Here is a 21,828-nt window from a genome sequence, read left to right as displayed (position 1 = left end):
ATTGCGGCACCACAAGTAGCTACAAGTTAACACCTTAATAAAATTATATTTTGATTTGATTTTGCTATCTAAAACTCATTAATACTACTTTTGGAGGGTACTGGAATAAAGCTGGGATCATCAATGCGGTAGCTACGGTCCTTTGTATAAGATCATTGCTATTTACAAATTTGAAAGTAGCGCCTTCGTAATTGAAGAAACTGTGACTTACAGTCGATTAATTTCGACCGTTTTGATCGCCCCGGTTTTTACGTCTTTTAATTCCATAGTTATCTTTTTTTCAGTAGCACCGAATTGCTTATCCTCTCCGAGCATTAAGTTACAAAAGCTCATGTTGCGATAATCATCGTCTCCAACCTTCAGCACTTCATCACCCAGGTTAATCCTGTCCGCCAATGCTTTATCCCAAATGAGGCCAACGACTAATTTCTCGTCTTTCAATATAACTTCTACGTTCCATTCCCTTTCAGAAAGCTTCGAAGTATTTATATTTTCATACGGCTCAAAATAGAAGCGCCTGTTCCGGTAGTCCAGCGTGGCTTTTCCATACTCAAGTAGCCTGGCGCCGATAAGGGATTCATCGCCACTCGTTGTCATCACGAATACATTATTAAATCTGAAATCGTTTACAACGAATTCAGGAATACTCAATGCAAACTGTTGCTGATGTTCCACGAAGCCGTATACTGACCAGTCAAAGCTTCCTTTTCCTGCTGCGATGCTATCCATTACATTTGGGCGTCCCTGAAGCCATTTGTACATTCCTTTGGACATCCGGAAAAAGCCGTCAGCACCGCAATCAAACAATACGGGCCCGCCTGCTTTTTCTTTCCCTTTCTTTAATATTACCTCAATATATGGGCTACTTTGTACCGGCGATAATTTCATGTCCTGATAAGGCGTCCTTTTCAGGCTAAGGTTCTTGGAGTTATCGGTGATAATAATCTGGCTATTCTTATCATCAAACTGTACAATAGAATTTCTGAGCATATTACTTCCTATAATTCCTGAAATACCAAAACAGTCTAACATCTTGGTAGAGGCTTCCGGTAATATCGCTCCCATAGTATTGATAAAGCCAAGGCCTCCTATTTCCAATTTGGGGATGGAGATGACGACTGCGCTATCCTCTGCCCCCGATGAGTCGTGAAACTTTCCCATACTGATAGTTTGAGGATTCAATTCTTTGTACAGCTTATTGGAAATAGAAAATGGTGCGCCCGTGTCAAAAAGGAAATGATACGTTTTTCCGTTTATGGAAATATCAACGATCAATTTCTCCTTTATCTTCCTATAAGGGATCTTCTGCAGATAGTGCTTTTGCTCGATGTCGCCCCCGTTTAGCGTAAGTTGGCTCTGTGCAAACATCGTCGCGGAAAATAGGACCAGGAAAAGAAGATAAAATAGCTTGTTCATTTGTAATGTTTTGGGATGAGGTATGGTTCCTTAATGCCTATTTACCTCAACGCAGCTGTTCCGGAAGTCGTGAAAATACAGGCCAGGTTTAGATAAGCAGGAATTATCCGGAACGGAGACGCTGTTTCATTGAGTATGGTTGGAATAAACTGAGAAAAAGTTGCTCCTTCAAGACTGTTTTGGGCAAAATCAATGAAAACCATGAGGAGCGATTCAATGATTTAGAAGAGATTACAAGTTGCTCATTTGCTTCAACATGAATACCGCCACCTCATTACGCAGCAAGACATTGTAAAAGGTGGAGACCCTCCGGAAACCTTAAGTGGGCCTTGTGCTCCGACTCGAGCTGCTTCCTGTCGCGCAACTCAGTGTCAGGTTACTCAATGCGTGCAATGTAATCTACAAACTAAAGACCCGGCAAGCCACCGATAAAAGGTGGCTTTTTTTGTGGTCCTTTGATGTCCCGCCTAGCGGCAGACTATACAATTATGACCACCGCGAGGGCAGTCGGACTTGCCGAATTACAGAGCGTGAGAGAATGGGGTAAGCAGGCAGGGTGCGGCGAAGTAAAAGGATCGACGTCCAGGCTGCTGAGCAAGTTAGATTTTTATCGTCTGTTCAACTCCATCATAAACTCTTGCTCAGAAATAGTCGCTTTACATTGACTTTTTTTTCATGAAATAGTGTTTGGGTGAACAGTAAAATTATTGCCCGATACCGCATGATTTTTGCAATACGAACACGATGCTGGTTATTGATAATGCAACCTGCAAAGTCAGTTCTTCTTTTTTTGCTCAATCCTGATACCACTTACAAACTCTTTTTCTCGCATTTGCGAACGTCCGACGTTTGTTATCTGTAAGGATAAGGAGTTGCTTTTTTATAATGGATACAAGTACCCCTTGACGGAATTATTGTCCGTCTATAATTTTCATCTTTTAGGTCAATCACCCTCTGATTTTTCGAGATTAAGACTATCGATAAAGGTCAATAAAGGCACTAAGGGTTCGATTGTAGCCCTGTTCAGCCCATAAGCTGAAACGGGGGATCAAAAGCTACTGGAAAAGAAATCCCAAAGTACGCCCCCCATATCATCAGAACCGAATTCAAACCCTAAATGTGATTATTATCCATAGCTACTCTTACTGACTGGCAGGGGCAAAAGATTCATTTATAAATTTAAAATAGTACATCGTGTAAACCTGAGTATAATCTATTTTAAACAATCTGTAGTTACTTTTGGAGGGTACTGGGAGAATATTGAAAAAAAATAGGCACTTACATTAGTCGTAAGTGCCTGATTTTCAAGTGGAGGATAACGGAGTCGAACCGATGACCTCTTGCATGCCATGCAAGCGCTCTAGCCAGCTGAGCTAATCCCCCATTATGTGTTTAAAAGAACTTCTTTCTGGCAGGCACACCTTTCAGAAAGGAGTGCAAATGTACTTGATTTTGATCTTATTTTCCAAATGTTTCGGTAATTTTATTCTACAAATTTTCCCGACCCAATGTGGAAACAGCTGCTCACTTATTTTTATCTTCGGAAGAGGGATCCTAACGATCCTGTGAACATCAATATCAAGTTCATGCATGGTATGAACCGGATCTCGATATTCCTGTTCCTTATTGCCATTATCGTCATGATCTACCGGCTTATAAGGGGTTAAGCGCCCTGGTACAGCAAGGCATTGAACTTGGCGGTCATCTCGCGCAGCAACGCGCTGTCACCGCTGCTATTGCCGATACCGACCATTTTACGGCTGAATTCTTCCAGCAAGCCTATCCCACGATGCACATGCACCAGCGAGAACCGTTGCGATGCCTTACGGTGGTGGCTCCAGATGCCCATTTTACGGTCATTTTGAAAATCTGCCTTGCCATAGTAGCACAGATATACCTTGCTCAGGTATCCGTAAAAGGTACCGATGACCAGTGCCATAGGCGCCGACTTGGGATTGGCGGTAAAATAGCTGAGCATACGGGCCAGCTTGTTGTTGTCGCCACGGAACAACACATCGGGCAGGTCAAAAACATTGTACTCGCGGCTAACGCCTACATACTTCTCTATATGTTCTGCCGTGAGCTGGTGTAGTCCTGTTTCATTAATTCTTATTTTTTCCAGCTCATTGGCAATCTTCTGCAGGTCGTTGCCCAGGTACACCGCCAGCATTTCGGCCTCCAGCGGCCCGATCCCGAGCCCCTGGCCCTGGCCAAAGTCCATCACCCAGCCCGGCACCTCTTCTTCTTTCAGCTTTTCCGAGCTGAAGTAAACGCCCTTCCGGGGTATGAGCTTTACCAGTTTGCTGCGGCCGTCCACCTTTTTAAACCGGTGTTCCAGCACCAGTATTGTCGTTGGCGAAGGATTCTCGATATAACCGGCCAGCTCGTTGATATCCCGCATCTGGGAAGCTTCTTTAAGGATCACCACCATTCTTTCGGCAAACATGGGAAAGCGTCGCGCAGCATTGACCACATCCTTCCATTCCGACTCTTTGCCGTACAAGATGATGAGGTTAAAATCCCGCTCTTCCGGCTGTAACACCTGCTCTTCAAAATGATGCAGGAGCTTGTCGATATAGTAAGGCTCTTCACCATCAAGCAGGTAAACCGGCGCATATTGTCCCTGCTGCAGCTGCTGCAGGATTTGGTTATACTCTTTCATGTTCTGTAACAATTACACATACAATGGCTCCGGCCACTCCTCCTGCCAACCCTTAAGCTTCAGGTATACCAGGCTAGCCATATACACCTGCTTCAGGCAATGATCGGCTACACCCTCGGGATCGTTCTGCTCCCAATACATGCGGGCGATGGCCGTCTTATTCATCTCGGGAGCAGCAAGAGGCACGCCCAGCAACCAAGCCATAAGGTCCAGGCCGGTATAGTGCTTGTGATCCCCGAAGCGCCATAGCTCAAGCGTATCCTGGTGCCCTACCTGCCATGGCTTCAGGCCGCCCAGGTCGAGGCATTCAGGAAGCGCGATACCATTGACCAGCATGCGGCGGCAAATGTAAGGAATATCAAACTCCTTAATGTTATGCCCGCAGAAGATGATGTCCTTATTTTGCTGATGAAAATGTTCTATGGTTTGCTTCAGCTCGAGCAATAGCGCATTTTCATCATCGTTCCGTATCGACTTCAGGCGTACTACCCTACGGTCGCTCTGCTGCATGATGTATCCCATGCCGACACAGACGATCTTCCCAAATTCGGCATAGATGCCTGCGCGGGAAGCAAAGGCGACGGCTGGATCATTTTCCTCCTCCTTTAATGACAGGAACTGCATTTTGTGACACCAATGATCCTTCAGCGTGTCGGGCACTAAATTCCAGTCATATGAAAGCGGTACTGTTTCAATATCAATAATTAATGTTTTGTGAAAATAAACTCTTTCAGCTTTCTTATGCGTGATCATAAGCCTATATTTGTTACGAATTTAAAGAGTCTGATCTATAAATTTATTAGCACGGGCAAGAAAGTGCAGAAATCATAAAACCGTTTAGCCTAATGGAAGAAGTGTCGAGTACACCCCAACCGCAGCCTTCCCGCCCAAAACGTAATAATACCTGGATATACGCAGTTATCATCGCTTTATTACTGGGCACTAATGTGTATCTTTTTCTTCAGAGAAATAAGAGCCAGCAAAAGCTGCTGGAGTCTACACAGCAACTTCAGCAGGCCGACACCTCGCTGGCAGCGCTGCAGAGTGAATACAATGCTTCCCTCTCGCGTCTTGACGACCTTACCGGCAAGAACGCCCAGCTGGATAAGCAGTTAAAGGAAAAGGATTCTGAGCTGGGGCGTACCAAAGCGCGTATCCAGGAAATTCTGTCCAAAAACAAAGCCACGCAACAGGAAGTTGCCGAAGCCCGCGCGCTTATTCACAAGCTCAACACCCGGATTGGCGACTATGAGCAACAGATTGCCAGGCTAAAGCAGGAAAATTCGACCCTTACCGTGCAGAGAGATTCGGTAGTTGTATCCAATACTGATCTGCAGCAAAAGGTTAGCCTGGCCAAAGTGCTTCATGCTTCCAATATCCGCATGACCGGGATTAAACTCACCAGGGGCGGACGCAAGGAAAAAGAAACAGAAAAAGCCAGACGCGTCGATCTGCTGCGCATTACTTTCGATATAGATGAGAACAGGATCGCCGAAAGCGGCAATAAAGAATTGAACATCTGTATTACCAATCCCAACGGTGAGCTGCTGAGCAATGCTGCGTTGGGATCAGGTAGCTTTAAAACAGCCGACGGCCAGTCCCGGTACTATTCCGTATCTAAAGCGGTAATGCTGCAAACCGAGCAGCCGGTGAAAGATATTAATGTAGATTGGCAGCAAAGCAGCGAATATGCTAAAGGCGCCTACAACGTTGAGATTTACCATCAGGGATACCTCATCGGCAAAGGATCGGTAAGCCTCAGATAGCTACCCGCCCTTTTTCTTTGTCAAAGGGCAATTCGAGCCAAAACAAGGTGAAGAATAAATAGACAAAAACGGCGTATTGCGTTTCCAGTGCCGGTTCGATCATCATGCCCAGCAGCGATACCAGGAAAGTGGATACCGTAAAAATATTCCGCCTGCGGTCAAACATAGGCGCTACCAGCATAGCAACCAGGACCAATGATAAAGGAATGCCTACCGCAAGTGCCGTACAGATAAACTGGTTGTGGGGCAGAAGCCTCGCCTCAACCGGGATACGCGGGTAATCGCGATGGTATACTTTGTCCATTTCCAGCTTTACATCGCCGGCCCCAACACCCAAAACAGGATATTGAGCGATAAGAGAAGCAGCAATTTTATACGATAGCAGGCGGGGAACAAAAGTTGAGGTAGCGCCAAACTTTGCGGCATCCTTGCTTTCCCATATCTCCTGCTCGCGCGTCACCATATCCACCTGCTTTTTTAAAGAAGGGACAACCAATACAACGGTCGCTCCTATAGCAGCGATCAGTAGCAGGCCGGCTACAGCGATCCATATCTTTTTCCCTTTAAACAGAGATAACGCAAAGACCACTAATAGCAGGTAGAAGCACAGTAGTCCCGACTTTGCTGCCTGTATGTGAATATAAGCCGTGGCCAGTAACGCCCAAAGCACCAGCAGCACCGATATAAGCCGCGATGTAGGACTTTTTTTCTTAATCAGGAAAAACCAGAACACAAACTGGATGCCGAACACCAGCGCCATGGTAAAGCGGATGTAATCGCCCTCCATAGGCGAGGGTAGGTGCAGGTTATCGTCAAGGTAGTGCGAATCGACGATCAGCGGCGCCAGGCTGTATAGCATTCCCATCAGCAATACCATAAGGATGCCTCCCGTTGTGATGCGCCGGAAACGCTCGTCGCCGAACGGCGTGTTCAGCAATGCAAACGGCAGAAAGATAAAGGGTAGCTTGATCTTGATTAGCATCGCCCAATTGACTGTATCGGCACTCCAAAGTCCGGAGACGATATAAGTAAGAAAAAACAGGATACAACAAGTAGCAAACCGGCTTTGCTTCAGCATGACCCATGTCTGCTTCAGCTTGTCGGGTTGGAAGGTGTTCAAAAAAAGGATAAACATTGAAAAAGACAACAATGCCCTTGAAAAAAGCATACCCGTGATCATAGCGATGCAGCTCACCGATAGGATCCATTCCTGCAATTGTGGTGTCCAGTAAGCAGTTATTCCTTTGGGGGAATCAGACATAACATTATCTACTTGGCGCAAACGATTTATTTTTTATTATATTGATCCATAGCAGCAGGAAGAACAGGTAGGTAAAAACACCAAACTGTACTTCCAGCATAGCCTCTACCATTATGCTCACGATAAGAATAAGGCAGGTGAGTCCAAGATACATTCTTCCATTTCCCTTGTAGCCAAAGGGCGCCAGGCTCATACCCACCAGGAAAAGGCTGAGTGGCAACCCTACACATAACGCCGTGAACATATATTGGTTTATTGGTCCATATTGCTGGTCGGGCGATACCTCCGGGTAGTACTCCCGGTACCCGTGTTTCATTTCATCCATGATATCGCCGGCGCCTACGCCCATAATCGGGTGCCTGGCAATGGCCTTTCTACCCAGCTCATAGGTGATCATGCGCCCGGCATCGCTCAGGGTATAATCGTATTTCTTTTCCTTCCGTGACTTATCAATCTCATAAAACACGTAATCAACCTTGGTTTTAAAGGTTGGTACCAGGAAATAGGCCGTCAGTGGTAAGGCCAGTATCCCCAGGATCAATAGAAAAGCCTTGATCTTACTTCTCCCGAAGACCTTAAGCAATGCATATCCCACAAAAGCCAGGTAAAGACAAATGAGCCCCGTTTTAGCCGCCAGTATATGAATATAGACGATAAAAATGGCCATTACCCCAAAAATGACAATCCGCCAGGTTTTTCCCAAGGGACGTTCGTGCTCTTTACCCATTAGCCAGGCCAGTAAGAGCAGGGAAAATACCAGGGTGAGGCTAAAACGGATATGATCATTATAGCGGGTGGTGGGTAATGGGCGGGAAAAATGGTATCCCCGGATATAATAATCGGGATCCAGAGCCAACTGTAGCAAGCTGTTGCCGACAACGGCCAGCTGCATCAGCACCAGGCCGGCAACAAGCCAACGCAGGAAACGGGGCTGCCACAGCGCCACAGAAGAAAAGGCAAAAGGGAGCAGGACAAAGGGAAGCTTATTGATTATGCTGGCCAGCCAGAAGCTGGTATCGTCGCTCCAGAGTCCGGACAGCAGGTAGGTGCCGAAAAATCCGAAACAAAGCAGTGAAAACCGGTCGCGCTTCAATGCCCGCCAGTTGTCCCGGATCACCGCGGGATGCAATGCCGAAACCCACAAGACCAGTATGGCCGACGACAGCAGGGCTCGTGAAAAAAACAGCCCTGCGATCATTGCCAGGCAACAGAACAGGGCGATCCAGTCTTGTATTTCTTTATACCTGCCTACAGACTGGTCGTAGTGATGCTTCATTCCCTTATAACGCAATAATCGGCGGCAAAGTACGTTAAAATCCGGCTGCCATACAAGGCTACGGGAACATAAACATGTACCGTTCTGCCCCGGTACAGAAATGATCTCCGGTAGCCGGCAATAATGCCGGAATAACCTTAATTTTGATGCCTAAATAAATAATCGCTGACTATCTTCTCCTCGCATCGTTGCCTGTCTGCATGCATTCTGCTGTTGTTGCTGGCGCTCCTTAACGGCTGCGCCAATATTGTGCCGCCCGAAGGAGGGAAAAAGGATGAGACGGCGCCCGTATTGCTTTCGGTGGTGCCTTCGGATTCATCGCTAAACATAAGGCCTAAAAAGATCGAGCTGTATTTCAACGAGTACATCGATATCCACGATTTGGATAAAAACCTTGCGCTATCGCCGCTGATGCAGATCACGCCTTCCGTACTTTCCTATGGGAAACGCGTCGAGATCAAAATACTGGATACCCAACTGCTTGCCAATACGACTTACCGGATCAACCTGGGCGACGCACTTACCGACAACCATGAGGCCAATCCTTACCGGGATTTTGTTTACATGTTCAGCACAGGCGCCTATTTTGATTCGCTTGAGCTGCGGGGGCAGGTGGTGGACGCAGCCACGGGTATGGCCGACTCGTCCATGTTGATCACCTTGTACAATACAACCGAAAACGACACCGCTGTAATGGCAAAAAAACCGCTTTACGCCGTACGTGCCGATGCTTCGGGAAGCTTTCTTTTTCGTTCTTTGCCCCTCAAGTCCTTCCGTATCTATGCGATCCAGGATGCCAACAACAACTATATTTATGACCCGGGGGAAGAAAAGATCGGGTTCATAGACCGTGTGGTGGTCCCCTCCCTACAAAAAGATTCTACCGTGGTATTCAATATGTTCCGGGAAAAACGCGATACGGTGAAGACTGAAACCGATACCGCCGCAACTATTGTCCCGCCCCGGCGCCCCGGCAAGGTCGCTTACCTCGTTCAGGTAGATACCAGTAATCCGGCAGAGCGCACCTTTGAGCTGGATAAGGAGCTGTCTGTAGACCTTTACCGGGAGCTGAAAAGCCTGGATTCTGCAAAGATTTACCTTAGCTATGAGAATAATGGCATAGAAGTGGAGGCCGTACAAAAACTGCGGGTAGATTCTGCCGGGATAAAGATCAGCACCCAATGGCAGCCGGACAAAAAGTACACCTTAAGATTGGTGAAGGGCTGGGCCAGGGATACTACAGGCGCGGAGCTCCCTCCCGGAAAATATTTCTTCCGTACCAAGCGGGAAGAAGATTACGGCAAGCTGAAGATCCATGTGGACGGCCGTTATTTTGGCGATAGTATCCTGCTCTATATTTTCAAAGATAACAACGATTCAATCTATCTGAAACCCGTAACTGATTCGATCATCAGCATCAGCCTGCTGCCGCCCGGCAACTACGACATGCGCCTGATCGTCGACGCCAACCGCAACGGCCACTGGGATCCCGGCAATCTTTTGCTGCGGCGGCAACCGGAAAGAGTACTGCCTTATGCTACTACCATCCGGCTTAAAGCAGGCTGGGAAAACGAGATCGACTTCATCCCCGATAGCAATGCAGGGAAAAAACGCCCTCGTGAAGCCGGCAACCGCCCTGGTGCGGCAACACCGCAAAACAGCTCGCCCGACAGATCAAAGCCAAGACAATAGCATTCCGACGGAAAGCACAGCTCAGCTCAGGTACCGGGCCACGATGGGTACTCGCCTGCCGATACCAAACGACTTGGGCGAAACACGGATAATAGGACAGAACTGGTTGCGCTTGTATTCGTTACGGTTCACCATCTGCAGCACTCGGTTTACCAACCCGGCTTCAAAGCCCATACCAATAATCTCCTGGGGTCCCTGGCGCCGTTCGATATACTGGTACAGCACAGCATCCAGCTCGGTATAGTCCGGCAGGCTATCACTATCCTTCTGCCCCGGCCTTAGCTCGGCCGAAGGCGCCTTTTCTATTATATTCAGCGGAATGATCTCTCCATTCCTGTTGATATAACGGGCCAGTGCATACACCTGCATTTTGTACAGATCGCCCAATACGGCCAATCCACCGGCCATATCACCATACAGGGTGCCATACCCGGTAGCCAGCTCGCTTTTATTGGAAGTATTGAGCAGTATATAATTGAATTTGTTGCTCAGCGCCATGGCCAGCAAGCCCCTTATCCGGGACTGGATGTTCTCCTCAGCGATATTGAACGGCAGATCACCAAAAACAGGCTTCAGACACGCCGCTACCGCATCAAAAACCGGGGCGATGGGCAAAATATCGTAACGGTTACCAAGGTTTTCAGACAATTGCCCCGCATCGCTCACCGAATGCCCGGTCGAAAATTGAGAAGGCAGCAGCAGCGCATGCACTTGTCCGGGGCCCAGGGCCTCGCAGGCCAGGGCCAGGGTTACCGCGCTGTCTATCCCCCCGGATGAAGCTACGATGGCCTGCCTGAAGCCCATTTTATCAAAATATTCCCGGATACTGGTCACCAGCGCCTGGTGCACCAGGCCTATATTCAATTCGGGCTGGTAGCGCACAGGATCGAGCACCTGGTCGGGGAGCTCTCCCGCTGCACGGCTTTGCTTCTCTTCAAAAGTACCGTCGCCGTTCCAATGCACGGCAGTCAGCTCTTCGTTGAAGAAAGCCATTTCGCGTATAAGGTTGCCGCCATCATCCATTACCAGCGAGCCGCCATCGAATACGATCTCGGTCTGTGAGCCCACCGTATTACAATAAATGAGCGGAAGCCGGTAGCGTTGCACATTCTTTTTCACCACAGCCAGCCGGTCTTCAGCATGCGTATAGTCAAAGGGCGAGGCGCTGAGGTTGATCATAATATCGGGCTCTTGCTTCATGAGCATATCCATAGGACGCACCCGGTACATGGGATTATCTGCCACATCCCAGATGTCCTCGCAAATGGTTACCGCCAGGCGTTTGCCCATAAAAGGCACTATGTTCCAATCGAAGGAAGGCTCGAAGTAGCGATATTCGTCAAAAATGTCGTAGTTGGGTAGCAGTGTTTTGTGAATGACCTGCTTGATCTCCTTTTCGTACAGGAAGTATACACTATTGAAAAGATCCTTGCCATCGGGGTGGTCGTTACGCGACGGGGCGCCTACCAGCACACCTATGGTGTCGGCCTCAGCAGCAATGCGCCTGATGGCGGCCATACCTTTTTCAATAAAATCTTCGAATTCCAGGAAATCACGGGGCGGATAACCACAAACGGCCAACTCACTGAACACAATAAGTGATCCACCCTTGCTTTTTGCTTCGCGAATGGCTGCGATGATCTTTTCGGTATTGACCTCAAAATCACCAATATGGTAATTCTGCTGGGCAAGAAATATCTTCATAAACGAAAGGCACGGCATTGGATCGCCGGCCAGGCAAAGCTAACAGGAATTTACTGTTTCACAAACTTAGCAAACCCCAGCGCTCCCTGTGCTGCTTGCAGCCTTATACAATAGATACCCGGCCTCAAACCGCTGATATCTATAGCTTTAATATCGGGCTTGGTATAAGCGGCAACGGTGCGGCCATAAAGATCGCTGATTTGTACATTGTTAAATTGCCCTGCGGCGTCGATATGTAATGTTTCCTGTGCAGGATTGGGGTAGAGGCTTACAGAGAATTGTTTGCGGAACAGGTCATCCACTCCTGTGGCTCCGCTACGGTACTGTTTGTTAAAGAATTTCCATATTTCGCTGGCATAGTCAATATCCCCATTGGTATTGGCGCTGGTATACCAGGCGTGGGTACCTTTATTCACTTTAAACAGCTCGACCCTTGATTGGCCGGCTGCGTCGGAATAGCTGTAGTGTTCGGCATACAAGGTGTCGTTATTGCTGTCGGGCCATACTTCGTGCAGGGGCGTTGTGTTGCACCCGTCGAGGGTTACCCATCGGGCAATAAGAGCGTCGACGCTAAGGCCAACGGGGAAAGCAGAGCCTCCAAAAAGCAGGTCGCCGTTCCAGCTCACCACCTCATCCCTTGTGCCATGAAAGTGTGCAATCGGTATCATTTTACCCGGATTGCAGGGCGGCAAGGCCAGTGCATAGGTTCCCATTACTGAGGCTGCTGCAGCAAAATAACCTGCCGCTTCGCAGGCGAGCCGCTGGGTCATAAAACCACCCATAGAAGCGCCGCAGACATATACCCGCGCCGGATCAATCCTGTACGATCCCTGAGTGGTATCCATCATCGCTTTAATAAATCCCACATCGTCGACAGTACCATTTACCGGTACTGCACCCAGTCCCGGAACATTGACCACGATGCCGCTGTTCCAGGCGCCGGCCACAATGCCCAGTGGGCTGTTGAAATCCAGGGCCTGGGGCGAAATCAGGATGATGTTGGCCGTATCGGCGATCTGGGTAATGCCCACATTATCGGCATCATACATAGTACCACCAAGGCCATGCAACACTACAATAAGCGAGGCGGGGCGGCCGGGATCGTAGCCGGGCGGCACATAAGTACGGTATACCCTTACCTGGCCGCCGGATGAAAGGGAATGATTGGTCCAGGCCGCCATCGCAGCACTGAAAGCGCCCAGCAGCAAAATGAGCGAACAGAGTAATTGTTTCATGGATTCTATCGGTTTATTATCGCAATTTACTCTTTTATCTGCATCTGTTTAGTGGCTGGCCCAGTTTTTCAGCAGCTGCATGCCACAAGCGGTCAGAACCGATTCGGGATGGAACTGGATACCAGTCACCGGGAAAACGGGATGATCGAAAGCCATCAGCTCCTGCTCTGTGGAGAAGGCCAGCGGCCGTATGCCTGTATCTTCCCAATCGCGCAGGATCAGGGAATGATAGCGCATAGCTTCAAATCCCACAGGAATGTCGCTAAAAATACCTTCCTGCCGGTGCAGTATCGGTGAGGTCATCCCATGTACCGGCCGTGTGGCTTTTGTAAGCGTAGCCCCCAAAAAAGCGCCTATAGCCTGATGCCCCAGGCAGATGCCCAATAGCGGGGTCTCACGGTAAAAATGCCGGACCACTTCGTTTGTTATACCCGCGTCTTTTGGCCTTCGCGGACCAGGCGAAAGAATGATCCGTTCCGGCGCCAGCCGTTGCAGCTCCGCTAAAGAGATCGCATCGTTACGATAAACCTGCACTTCCTGATGTAGCTGCAGCAAGTAGTGATGCAGGATATAGGTAAAAGAATCGTAATTATCAATGAGCACCCACATGCGCGGGAATAGTTTGGTTTAGCTTATCGAAGAAAAGCGAAAGATCATCAAAAATATGCCGGGCAAAAGGCAGAACGGCCCCGGCCACCGAGCATACAGCCGGGGCAATGGGTGCAATGAACCGATAAGTGACCGAGCCGGTCCGCACCTCATCGGATAGCACACCCATGCGATCCAGCAACCACAGCGCCGAGCTGAATACAAAGCTTACCAGAAAACCATACAAAAGGGCGCCGGTGAGCCTGTTAAGCCATCCCAGAGCTACTGCTTTGAATGATCGCTCCAGCAGCCTTGCCAGCATACGTACCAGGAATACGATCAGAACAAAGACGATCAGGTACGCCAGGAAAGGCGCCCAACGGCCGCCCTGTCCGTCTTTAAACAAATGCGCAGCCACCGTTCCCGATAGCTTCAATGCCCCCAGTGCACCGAGCAATAAGGCCAGCATGGAAAAAAGGGCTATAACAAGACCTCTGCTATAGCCTTTTATCATGAAAAAAACCATGAAGATCAGGAAAATGGCATCAATGATCATAAACCGGCACAAGTGTTTTACCGCCGTCCGTTCAGGAAGCCAATATTTTCTTTACCATTTCCGATATAGCTTTCCCATCTGCCTTTCCGGCCAATTGCTTCGAAGCCGCTCCCATTACCTTGCCCATATCGGCTGGGGAAGAGGCACCGACTGTCGTAACGATTGCTCTCACCTGAGCTTCCAGCTCAGCTTCCGAAAGCTGCTGCGGCAGGAAACGCTCGATAATTGCGATCTCCTCCTCTTCGGTTTTAGCCAGGTCTTCTCTTTGCTGGGCACGGAAGATATCCAGCGAATCTTTTCGCTGCTTTACCAGTTTCTGCAACAGTTTGAGCTCATCGGCCTCAGTCGGCTCACCTTTTGCTCCAGCCGCTGTTTTTTCCACCAATATAGCCGCCTTAATAGCCCGTAATGTACGCAGCGCTGCTTCGTTCTTGTCGCGCATGGCCTGTTTCAGTTGGTCCATGACTTGTGATTCGAGATTCACTTATAGCTCTGTTTTAAAGTTTCGGAAAAATAAAAATAGCCACCCGAAAGGAAGATCGGGTGGCTAAGGAAAACTAAGTTAAATTAAGGATTCTGATCTGCTGTACCGATATTCTTATTGGCAAGCAACTCGCTTCCCGGTATACGCCACAGGAATGATGGTGAGAACTGACCAAAGTTCATGTTGGCAGAGCCCACGATGCTTACGATATGACCTTGCGCAACAGTCCGCACGAGACCGATCTGGTTGGGAGCAAGTTTCACAGCTGCAAAGGTAGCCTGCTGACGCTTGATATCGAAATAGCGGAAACCTTCACCCCAAAGCTCGATACGACGCTGAATCCAGATCTCTTTGATCAGGGTATCGGCAGAACTGGTAGGTGCATTGTAGCTAGGCCTTCTTGATTGAACAAATTCATTGAATACGGCAGCCGCTTCAGCTATTTTGTTCTGCTGAGCCAGTGCTTCCGCTTCTGTCAGTGCCATTTCGCTGGCACGCATCAGCGGGAAATCACCTACGTAACCACCCTTGGTAACTGCTCTGAATTTACGCTGGGAATAAGGTACGTAACCAGCGGCTTCGTCTCCGGTCTTGGTCCACCATACTTTACGGGCGTCACCTGTGGTATCCAGGTACTTGTTGTATAGCTGCCTGTTGATCATTTTCTGCTGGCGTGAGCTGTGCATGCCATTATCCTGATCCATTTGTGCCAGGAAAGAATACCAGGGTGCGCTCTGCTCAGTATTCATAGCAGAACCCCATATCCATTCTGCATTACCTACAGAGTTGAAACCAGCGCCGATATCAGCAGGTGTCATGTAAGTAAAGCCGGCACGCGCTTCTTTAGCATAAGTAGCAGCCTTGTCCCAATCCTGCATTTCGAGTGCCACACGGGCATAAATACCCCTGGCTACGTTACCGTCGATTTCAGATTTGGTGCTGCGGCTCATACCGGAACCATCAAACAGGGCAATTGCTGCTGTAAGATCGTCGGTAATCTGTTTGTATACTACTTCCATCGATGCTCTGGGAGCGGGTGTTTGTGTAGGGGCAGTATACAAAGGCACCGCTGGTGCTTTGGTTACGGGGCCAGGCCATTTGGTACCAGTACCGCTAACGGTTGCCTTATAGGTATGCTGGTACAAACGGCAGAGGTTGAAGTAAGCCCAGGCACGATAAGAAAGCGCTTGCGCTTTTACCATGTCCTTTGCACCCTGATCCGCTACGATACCGTCAATATTGGCCAGAATAAAATTGGCATTATTGACAAATTTGTAGTAGAGCGGCCAGGAATATTCGCCATTCTCGATTGCAGCCCTGGCAGCCACGTAACGCACTTCCTGAACGAACCAGTTCGAACCGAAGGAATTAATTGGCATATCCTCACCCATCAGGTCATAGGTAAGACTCTGGGAAAGAAAGCTGAAATTATCCGTTACATCCCCGATCTGATAGATCAGGCGATTCATACCCTGCACAGCTGCCTGTGCACCTTCTATAGATTTGAAAACATCTTCCGTTGCAGCCTGATCAGTAGGCTTTCTCTCCAGGAAGGATTTTTTGCACGCTGTCATGCTGAGCGTAGCCAGCGAGAGCGTCAGTAAAACTATTTTTTTATGTGATTTCATTGTTTGATTTTTTTATTGTTCAGATCAAGCAAAACTTATAATCCCAGCTGCACACCCACCATATAGGTACGGTAGGGGAAATAAGTATAGCTGGACTGGCCAAAAAATGCCTGTTTTACATCGACACCTTTGCGGGCGGCAAACATATGCACGTTGTCTGCGGCAACATAAATACGGGCAGACTCAAAGTGAACGTTTTTCAGCCATTTGGTGGGGAAAGTATAACCAATATTGATATTCTTGATCGCAAGGAAAGAGTTGCTGATCAGGAAGCGGCTTGACAATGCAGCATTGTACTGACCCGCATCGCTGAAGTCGACCCTGGGAACATCGGTGTTGTCACCGGGTTCCTTCCAGGCTTTCAGGATATCGGAATGAAGCGCCTGACCACGGGAATCGATAGTCGTGCTCATCAATGCGGCATAGTTACCATCGTAGAACTTACCACCCAGGCCAAATGACACCAGGAAAGAGGCATCAAATCCCTTATAAGAGAAAGTATTGGTAATAGAACCATCCAGGTCGCGGAACGAAGAGCCAAAAACCTTACGGTTAGCAACCGCCTGTGCCGTCTGGTAATCGTTGGTAATGTTATGAACACCGTCTTGCTCCACTTTATTGCCATTGGCATCTTCAACAATATACCATTGGGGTGCGCCGGTATTGGGATCTACGCCAGCATAATCAGGCATAAACCAGGAGTTTACCGCCAGACCTTTGGTCAGGATAGTACCACCACCGATGAGCGAATCCTGTGCCTGTACTTTGGTGATCTTATTCTTCAGGTGAGTCAGGTTCAGACGAACATTCCAGGTAAAGTCATGTGTACGAACAACATCTACACCCAGAGCCAATTCAACACCAGCATTCTGCATGTTACCTACGTTGTCGTATACACCGGTAGAACCGGTAGAAGGCGCCAGCGGGCGTACATAGAGCAGCGCGTTTGAACCGCGGATGAAGTAGTCAAAAGTAGCAGTGATACGGTGATTCAGGAATTCGGCGTCGAAACCAACGTTAAAGTTGGTCTGGCCTTCCCAGCGCAGATCGTCATTGCCCCAGTTGGCAAACAGCAGACCGGGCGCAGAGGCATTGGGCAATACAGAGTAACGGGACAGAGAAGCGTAGTAGTTCGCACCACCGGCGTTAGACAGGTTCTCGTTACCGGAGATACCGTAGCTACCCCTGATCTTAGCCATATTCAGCCAGGATGTTTGTCCTTTGGCAAACTCCTCTTCAGAAATCAACCAACCAGCACCTACTGACCAGAAAGTACCCCAACGGGACTTAGGACGGAAACGGGAAGAACCATCCCTCCTCAAGCTGCCGCTTAAAAAGTAACGCTGTTTATAGTTATAGTTCAATTGTGACAGATAGCTTTCGATAGCGTGGTTATCGGCCTGTGTACCGGAGCCCACACCTACAGCAGCAGCAGCACCTTCCTGGAAGTCAGGGCTGGGGAAGCCGGAACGTTGTACCCAGCTTTGGTTAATATTGATCAGGTAGGCTTCGTGACCTACAGTCAATTCCAGGTGATGATCTTCGGCGAAGATAGAAAATGAGGGTTTCCAGGTCAACAGCTGGTTGAACGTGTAGTTCATTGTTGTGGCCTGCAAACGGCTTACAAGGCCCTGTGAGCTGGCGTAATCGCCGTACAGGGAGTTATAGTAAGAAGTCTGGTTTTCTGATTGGTAGTTCAGTACAAAATTGGCGCGGGCAGTGAAGTCCTTCAGGAACTTCGCTTCCAGGTAAGTAGAACCAAAGCCGGTCAGCGCCTTGTTGGTAGGATTGTTGTAGAACAAGCTGGCAACAGCGTTGGTCTGGCTACCAAAAGGCCTCAGCTGATCGAGACCGGAGGGATTATTCGGACCATTCTCACCAAAGTCATATTCAGGTGTTCCATCAGGCAGTGAAAGACGGTTGCCATTCCTGTCGTAACGGTATACAGGATAAATAGGGCCCATTGTCCTGGTGAAGAAGAAGGGATTAGAATAAGCGTTGGAGCTGGGATCATCGCCGGGCTGAGGCAGTCCGAGGAAGAATTTCTGGTTGTCATAAGTACCAGCCAGGCTCACACCTGCTTTCAGCCAGGATGTAATCTGGGAATTTACCGTAAGGCGGGTAGTAAAACGCTCATAAGAGGAGTTCTTTACAATACCCTGGTCATTGGTATAGCCCAGAGAGAAGTAATAGTCGCTCTTTTTATCGCCGTTCGATACGCCCAGGGAGTAGTTCTGACGGATACCGGTACGCATCAGCTCTTTCTGCCAGTCGTCGGTATAAGCGAGAGAAGCATTGGGGTTAACAGTAGCATGCTGACGATCGTCGATAACCATCAGGTCCTTGTTAGCGATCTTATAGGCATTATAATTACCCAGGAAGTCGATCAGGCCTTCAGAAGAGGGGGAGTTACCATTGGCGTTCTCCATGTTCTTGTAACCTTCCCATACAGTCTCGTAGTAATCTTTTGTACCCAGACGGCTGTATTCGGGAATATAGCGGTTGAGTATACCAACAGACGCATCCAGGGAGATACGGGGCTTTCCGTTATTAGAAGTACCTTTTTTGGTCGTGATCAGGATTACGCCGTTGGCACCACGCGCACCGTAGATGGACGTGGCCGTCGCATCTTTCAGTACCGTCATGTTCTCAACGTCGTTAGGGTTGATCGATACCAGTGATCCGCTATAAGGAGCGCCATCCAGTACGATCAATGGTGCACTACTCGCACTCAGCGATCCCTGGCCACGCACCTGGATATCAGGAGAAGAACCAGGCTGGCCACCACCGCTGGTAACCTCAACACCAGGCATAGCGCCATCAAGCGCTTTAGCGATGCTGGTTACCGGCCTTTTGGCAATTTCCGCAGCACCCATAGAGGCAACAGAACCGGTGTAGGATTTTTTGTCCACCTTGTGTCCGTAAACCTCCACTTCTCCAACATTCTGAGAAGCGTCTTCCATCTTTACAACAATGGGAGCATTTACATCTGTAATTTTATACTCCCGGTCTTCAGCACCTACAGCTTTGATGATCAAAGTATTAGATCCTTCGGGCAAATCCAGTTGGAAATTACCGTCTGCATCGGTTACCGTTCCAACCTGCGTACCTTTTACCGTAACGGTGGAGCCAGGAGAGGCGTCACCACTGTTATCCAACACTCTTCCCTTCACAGTACGACTTTGAGCCAGTGCAACTTGTACACCCAGCCCTACAAATAAGGCAAGTAATAGTAGCCTTTTTCTCATATTATTTTGTATTATTTGTTAACGAAAATATTTACAACGAAACTCATTTATAACGCGCAATGATATCAATAGCCCGCAACAAGAAGGGCTCCTGCTTATCAGACACTTGTCGGCAGCGTTTGAACTATTCGCAGCTCAACTTTTTGTTGCGGGCTTAGAATTGCTTATCGGTTCAATACGATCTTTTTAGAGATGCTGGCATCACCGGTAGCGATGTTTACCAGGTAAGTGCCGTTGGCATAACCGCTCATATCCAGTGCAAATTCGTTGGAAGCTACATTCTTGATAGCGTAGGTTCCCATTTTGGCGCCCAGGATATTGAATACAGTAATATTCAGGTCAGTCAGCTTGGCAAAGTTTGCTTTTACTTTTACAAAACCGGAAGTAGAAGGATTAGGATAAAGGCTGATGGAGCTGTTCAACAGGTTTTCCATTTCTTTGATACCTACAGGGCTAAAATCAGAGCAATCAGACTTTGTAGCATCAAGTATCATAGTGGAACCACCATTGAGCGGATCCAGCCATCCTTTCAACTGACTTTGGGGGCCGGCATAAGCAGCGAATGCTGTTTGGTCGTAGGTATTCTCCCAGGCATAAGAAATTTTGGAGTACTGAGAATTGAAGCCCAGAGGAGCACACTCGCCGGTACCTTTAGGTCCGCCGGAAAGGTCGCCGATCAGGCGGCCGTTCTTGTCGAACAATCCGCTTCCTGATGATCCCTGCTCTGTACCACCTGCACTGGCAGTAATATTCCAGTGGGTAGCGGGTACCGAAGTTTGGTTAAACTGTCCGCCGGCCAGTACGCCATCGGCAGTTACCAGCTTTTTAAAGTCGCCGGCAGGGTGGTGGAAGCCGATAAAGAAATCCATATCGGGGTCATTGGCCAGGGTGGTATTGCGGTTCCAGCCGGCAAGGTACACATCATAGCTGGCAGGAACAGACTGTGTCAGTTCGAGCAGCAAAAAGTCAGCTACCAGGGAGTTAGCGGGGATCGCAAAAGAAGGGTTGTTGGAACGAGCCCTGAAAGCAGAACCCACCAAGGTATGCTTCAGCGGATCGTTAGCTACAGTACCGTTGCAGTCTACTGACTGATCGTGCGTATCAAAACGCCACTGGGAGAAGTTGGCATCGTCCCTGTGGGTGGGGCTATCACAGTGTGTTGCAGTCAGCACCAGCGGCTTACAAGTACCGTTTTGCACATTACCGGTATTGTTCAGCATTGTTCCGGAACAAAAACCGTTACCATCCGCACCCACTATCGTGATTCTTACAGTGGCTTTATTTTGTTTCTCATAGCCATTTCCCTGGCTACAGTTAGCATTGATGTTACAGGGAGAAGAACCGGCAGTGGGGCGGGCAATAGGCGTGTTACCATCGGTTCCCCAACGGGCCAGCTCGTCAACACCACGGTAGTAAGCAGTGATCTTGTCAATGTGCAGATTAATAGCGGAAACAGGAACATTGGCATTGACATTCAGTTCCAGGTAGGCCGTGCTGCCTTGTACAGGCTCATTGGTAAAGTTGCCAAAGCTGTTATTATTACCATTGGTGTAAGCACCCAGTATCTGCCTGCGGTTCTCGTTGGTCAGGTAAAGACGTACACCTTCGGGCAGGCTGAATTTATCATAATAGAAATCCAGTGCCAGTGCGTTGTCCACATGTACTGCCGTACGCCATACTTTGCTACCATCATCCATATAGGACCAGGTACCACTGTTCAGGTCGATATTTGTATTTACCAGAGCAGAAACACGGTAGGGTTTAGCCACACCAGACAGGGCGTCTTGCTGGTCCTGCGCTTTATATTTTTCGTAATTGGGGGTAGGAAGGTTAATTTTTGCCACCTCGCTCACCATCGCTCCATTCTTGGAATTAACGCTCCACGGAATACCACCTTCACTCATCTGAGCATTTACCGCTCCTCCGATTGCACAGGCAAGAACTCCGGTTAGATAAATCTTCTTCATACTTTTTGTTTTTAAGCGTGTAAATATAGAGATTAAATGACAAAACCACCTAAGCCCTTTTAGATTTAAATTTGTATAATGTTTTTATTGTTGTTAAACATTATTTAACTAATTCAACTAGTTCCTGTACTCAAAATTAGGTATAATCCTCTAGTCATTTCTTCAAACTCTTAACCATTTGATGACCCTGAAGACACATTAAGGTCATCTGCGCCTAAAAGACACTTCCTGTTTCCAGCTATACTAATTCCCGGTTCCAACTATACTAAATTGACGATATATACGTAACCGAAACTTTTCGTTTTAGTTAAAAAAAACACAAAAATAGTACTTGGTATTGCATAA

16 protein-coding genes and 1 tRNA gene are annotated in these 21,828 nt (G+C 48.3%); 3 read left to right on the top strand and 14 right to left on the bottom strand.

Features of this window, described 5'->3' with window-relative positions:
• Nucleotides 1-207: 207 nt before the first annotated feature.
• Complete coding sequence (locus DZK30_RS11375) at nucleotides 208-1,416, bottom strand: retropepsin-like aspartic protease (protein WP_118974263.1); 1,209 nt, start codon at nucleotides 1,414-1,416, stop codon at nucleotides 208-210.
• Nucleotides 1,417-2,725: 1,309 nt separating this feature from the next.
• A tRNA-Ala gene (locus DZK30_RS11365) sits at nucleotides 2,726-2,799 on the bottom strand.
• A gap of 125 nt (nucleotides 2,800-2,924) precedes the next feature.
• Between DZK30_RS11365 and DZK30_RS25815 the strand changes: the two genes are divergently transcribed.
• Entirely contained in the window at nucleotides 2,925-3,083 is a 159-nt protein-coding gene (locus DZK30_RS25815; protein WP_162903028.1) for a DUF6728 family protein, read from the top strand.
• On the opposite strand, the gene holA is transcribed toward DZK30_RS25815, so the two are convergent.
• Entirely contained in the window at nucleotides 3,080-4,078 is a 999-nt protein-coding gene (gene holA, locus DZK30_RS11360; protein WP_118974261.1) for a DNA polymerase III subunit delta, read from the bottom strand. The genes DZK30_RS25815 and holA overlap by 4 nt on opposite strands.
• Nucleotides 4,079-4,090: 12 nt before the next feature.
• A complete protein-coding gene (locus DZK30_RS11355; RefSeq protein ID WP_118974260.1) occupies nucleotides 4,091-4,831 on the bottom strand; it encodes a 3'-5' exonuclease in 741 nt (246 codons plus the stop codon).
• Nucleotides 4,832-4,923: 92 nt separating this feature from the next.
• Between DZK30_RS11355 and DZK30_RS11350 the strand changes: the two genes are divergently transcribed.
• On the top strand, nucleotides 4,924-5,844 hold the full coding sequence (locus DZK30_RS11350; protein WP_118974259.1) for a hypothetical protein: 921 nt from the start codon (nucleotides 4,924-4,926) through the stop codon (nucleotides 5,842-5,844).
• Here the strand turns inward: DZK30_RS11350 and DZK30_RS11345 are convergent.
• Entirely contained in the window at nucleotides 5,837-7,105 is a 1,269-nt protein-coding gene (locus DZK30_RS11345) for an O-antigen ligase family protein (RefSeq protein WP_118974258.1), read from the bottom strand. The genes DZK30_RS11350 and DZK30_RS11345 overlap by 8 nt on opposite strands.
• Nucleotides 7,106-7,109: 4 nt before the next feature.
• Nucleotides 7,110-8,381 (bottom strand): O-antigen ligase family protein, encoded by a 1,272-nt coding sequence (locus DZK30_RS11340; protein WP_118974257.1) that lies wholly within the window; start codon nucleotides 8,379-8,381, stop codon nucleotides 7,110-7,112.
• 216 nt (nucleotides 8,382-8,597) lie between these two features.
• Here DZK30_RS11340 and DZK30_RS11335 point away from each other — a divergent pair, with 216 nt between their 5' ends.
• On the top strand, nucleotides 8,598-10,073 hold the full coding sequence (locus tag DZK30_RS11335) for an Ig-like domain-containing protein (RefSeq protein WP_162903027.1): 1,476 nt from the start codon (nucleotides 8,598-8,600) through the stop codon (nucleotides 10,071-10,073).
• 21 nt (nucleotides 10,074-10,094) lie between these two features.
• Here the strand turns inward: DZK30_RS11335 and DZK30_RS11330 are convergent, their stop codons facing one another.
• From DZK30_RS11330 to DZK30_RS11295, 8 genes are all read right to left on the bottom strand, one after another.
• A complete protein-coding gene (locus tag DZK30_RS11330) occupies nucleotides 10,095-11,777 on the bottom strand; it encodes an NAD+ synthase (protein ID WP_118974255.1) in 1,683 nt (560 codons plus the stop codon).
• A gap of 50 nt (nucleotides 11,778-11,827) precedes the next feature.
• Nucleotides 11,828-13,012, bottom strand: coding sequence for a T9SS type A sorting domain-containing protein (locus tag DZK30_RS11325; RefSeq protein WP_118974254.1), 1,185 nt, complete (start codon nucleotides 13,010-13,012; stop codon nucleotides 11,828-11,830).
• Nucleotides 13,013-13,060: 48 nt separating this feature from the next.
• Nucleotides 13,061-13,621, bottom strand: a complete 561-nt coding sequence (locus DZK30_RS11320; RefSeq protein WP_118974253.1) for an anthranilate synthase component II — start codon at nucleotides 13,619-13,621, stop codon at nucleotides 13,061-13,063.
• Nucleotides 13,605-14,156 (bottom strand): CvpA family protein, encoded by a 552-nt coding sequence (locus DZK30_RS11315; RefSeq protein ID WP_118974252.1) that lies wholly within the window; start codon nucleotides 14,154-14,156, stop codon nucleotides 13,605-13,607. The genes DZK30_RS11320 and DZK30_RS11315 overlap by 17 nt, the downstream gene beginning before the upstream one ends.
• 31 nt (nucleotides 14,157-14,187) lie before the next feature.
• Entirely contained in the window at nucleotides 14,188-14,619 is a 432-nt protein-coding gene (locus tag DZK30_RS11310; protein ID WP_240432904.1) for a GatB/YqeY domain-containing protein, read from the bottom strand.
• A 104-nt stretch (nucleotides 14,620-14,723) separates the two neighbouring features.
• On the bottom strand, nucleotides 14,724-16,268 hold the full coding sequence (locus tag DZK30_RS11305; protein WP_118974250.1) for a RagB/SusD family nutrient uptake outer membrane protein: 1,545 nt from the start codon (nucleotides 16,266-16,268) through the stop codon (nucleotides 14,724-14,726).
• Nucleotides 16,269-16,303: 35 nt separating this feature from the next.
• Complete coding sequence (locus tag DZK30_RS11300; RefSeq protein WP_118974249.1) at nucleotides 16,304-19,516, bottom strand: SusC/RagA family TonB-linked outer membrane protein; 3,213 nt, start codon at nucleotides 19,514-19,516, stop codon at nucleotides 16,304-16,306.
• A gap of 164 nt (nucleotides 19,517-19,680) precedes the next feature.
• A complete protein-coding gene (locus DZK30_RS11295; RefSeq protein WP_118974248.1) occupies nucleotides 19,681-21,483 on the bottom strand; it encodes a T9SS type A sorting domain-containing protein in 1,803 nt (600 codons plus the stop codon).
• Nucleotides 21,484-21,828 lie beyond the last annotated feature (345 nt).

It is taken from the genome of Taibaiella koreensis (assembly GCF_003545715.1).
Classification (GTDB): Bacteria; Bacteroidota; Bacteroidia; order Chitinophagales; family Chitinophagaceae; genus Taibaiella; species Taibaiella koreensis.
The sequence above is the reverse complement of the archived record's forward strand: the minus strand, read 5'-3'. Positions and strand labels throughout refer to the sequence as shown.

What these genes read in the sequence shown, in the direction of transcription:
- DZK30_RS25815 (WP_162903028.1), top strand. Translation starts at nt 2,925, where the DNA reads ATGTGGAAACAGCTGCTCACTTATTTTTATCTTCGGAAGAGGGATCCT.
- DZK30_RS11330 (WP_118974255.1), bottom strand. Translation starts at nt 11,777, where the DNA reads ATGAAGATATTTCTTGCCCAGCAGAATTACCATATTGGTGATTTTGAG.
- DZK30_RS11355 (WP_118974260.1), bottom strand. Translation starts at nt 4,831, where the DNA reads ATGATCACGCATAAGAAAGCTGAAAGAGTTTATTTTCACAAAACATTA.
- DZK30_RS11375 (WP_118974263.1), bottom strand. Translation starts at nt 1,416, where the DNA reads ATGAACAAGCTATTTTATCTTCTTTTCCTGGTCCTATTTTCCGCGACG.
- DZK30_RS11345 (WP_118974258.1), bottom strand. Translation starts at nt 7,105, where the DNA reads ATGTCTGATTCCCCCAAAGGAATAACTGCTTACTGGACACCACAATTG.
- DZK30_RS11320 (WP_118974253.1), bottom strand. Translation starts at nt 13,621, where the DNA reads ATGTGGGTGCTCATTGATAATTACGATTCTTTTACCTATATCCTGCAT.
- DZK30_RS11300 (WP_118974249.1), bottom strand. Translation starts at nt 19,516, where the DNA reads ATGAGAAAAAGGCTACTATTACTTGCCTTATTTGTAGGGCTGGGTGTA.
- DZK30_RS11315 (WP_118974252.1), bottom strand. Translation starts at nt 14,156, where the DNA reads ATGATCATTGATGCCATTTTCCTGATCTTCATGGTTTTTTTCATGATA.
- DZK30_RS11340 (WP_118974257.1), bottom strand. Translation starts at nt 8,381, where the DNA reads ATGAAGCATCACTACGACCAGTCTGTAGGCAGGTATAAAGAAATACAA.
- DZK30_RS11305 (WP_118974250.1), bottom strand. Translation starts at nt 16,268, where the DNA reads ATGAAATCACATAAAAAAATAGTTTTACTGACGCTCTCGCTGGCTACG.
- DZK30_RS11350 (WP_118974259.1), top strand. Translation starts at nt 4,924, where the DNA reads ATGGAAGAAGTGTCGAGTACACCCCAACCGCAGCCTTCCCGCCCAAAA.
- DZK30_RS11295 (WP_118974248.1), bottom strand. Translation starts at nt 21,483, where the DNA reads ATGAAGAAGATTTATCTAACCGGAGTTCTTGCCTGTGCAATCGGAGGA.
- DZK30_RS11310 (WP_240432904.1), bottom strand. Translation starts at nt 14,619, where the DNA reads ATGGACCAACTGAAACAGGCCATGCGCGACAAGAACGAAGCAGCGCTG.
- DZK30_RS11325 (WP_118974254.1), bottom strand. Translation starts at nt 13,012, where the DNA reads ATGAAACAATTACTCTGTTCGCTCATTTTGCTGCTGGGCGCTTTCAGT.
- holA (WP_118974261.1), bottom strand. Translation starts at nt 4,078, where the DNA reads ATGAAAGAGTATAACCAAATCCTGCAGCAGCTGCAGCAGGGACAATAT.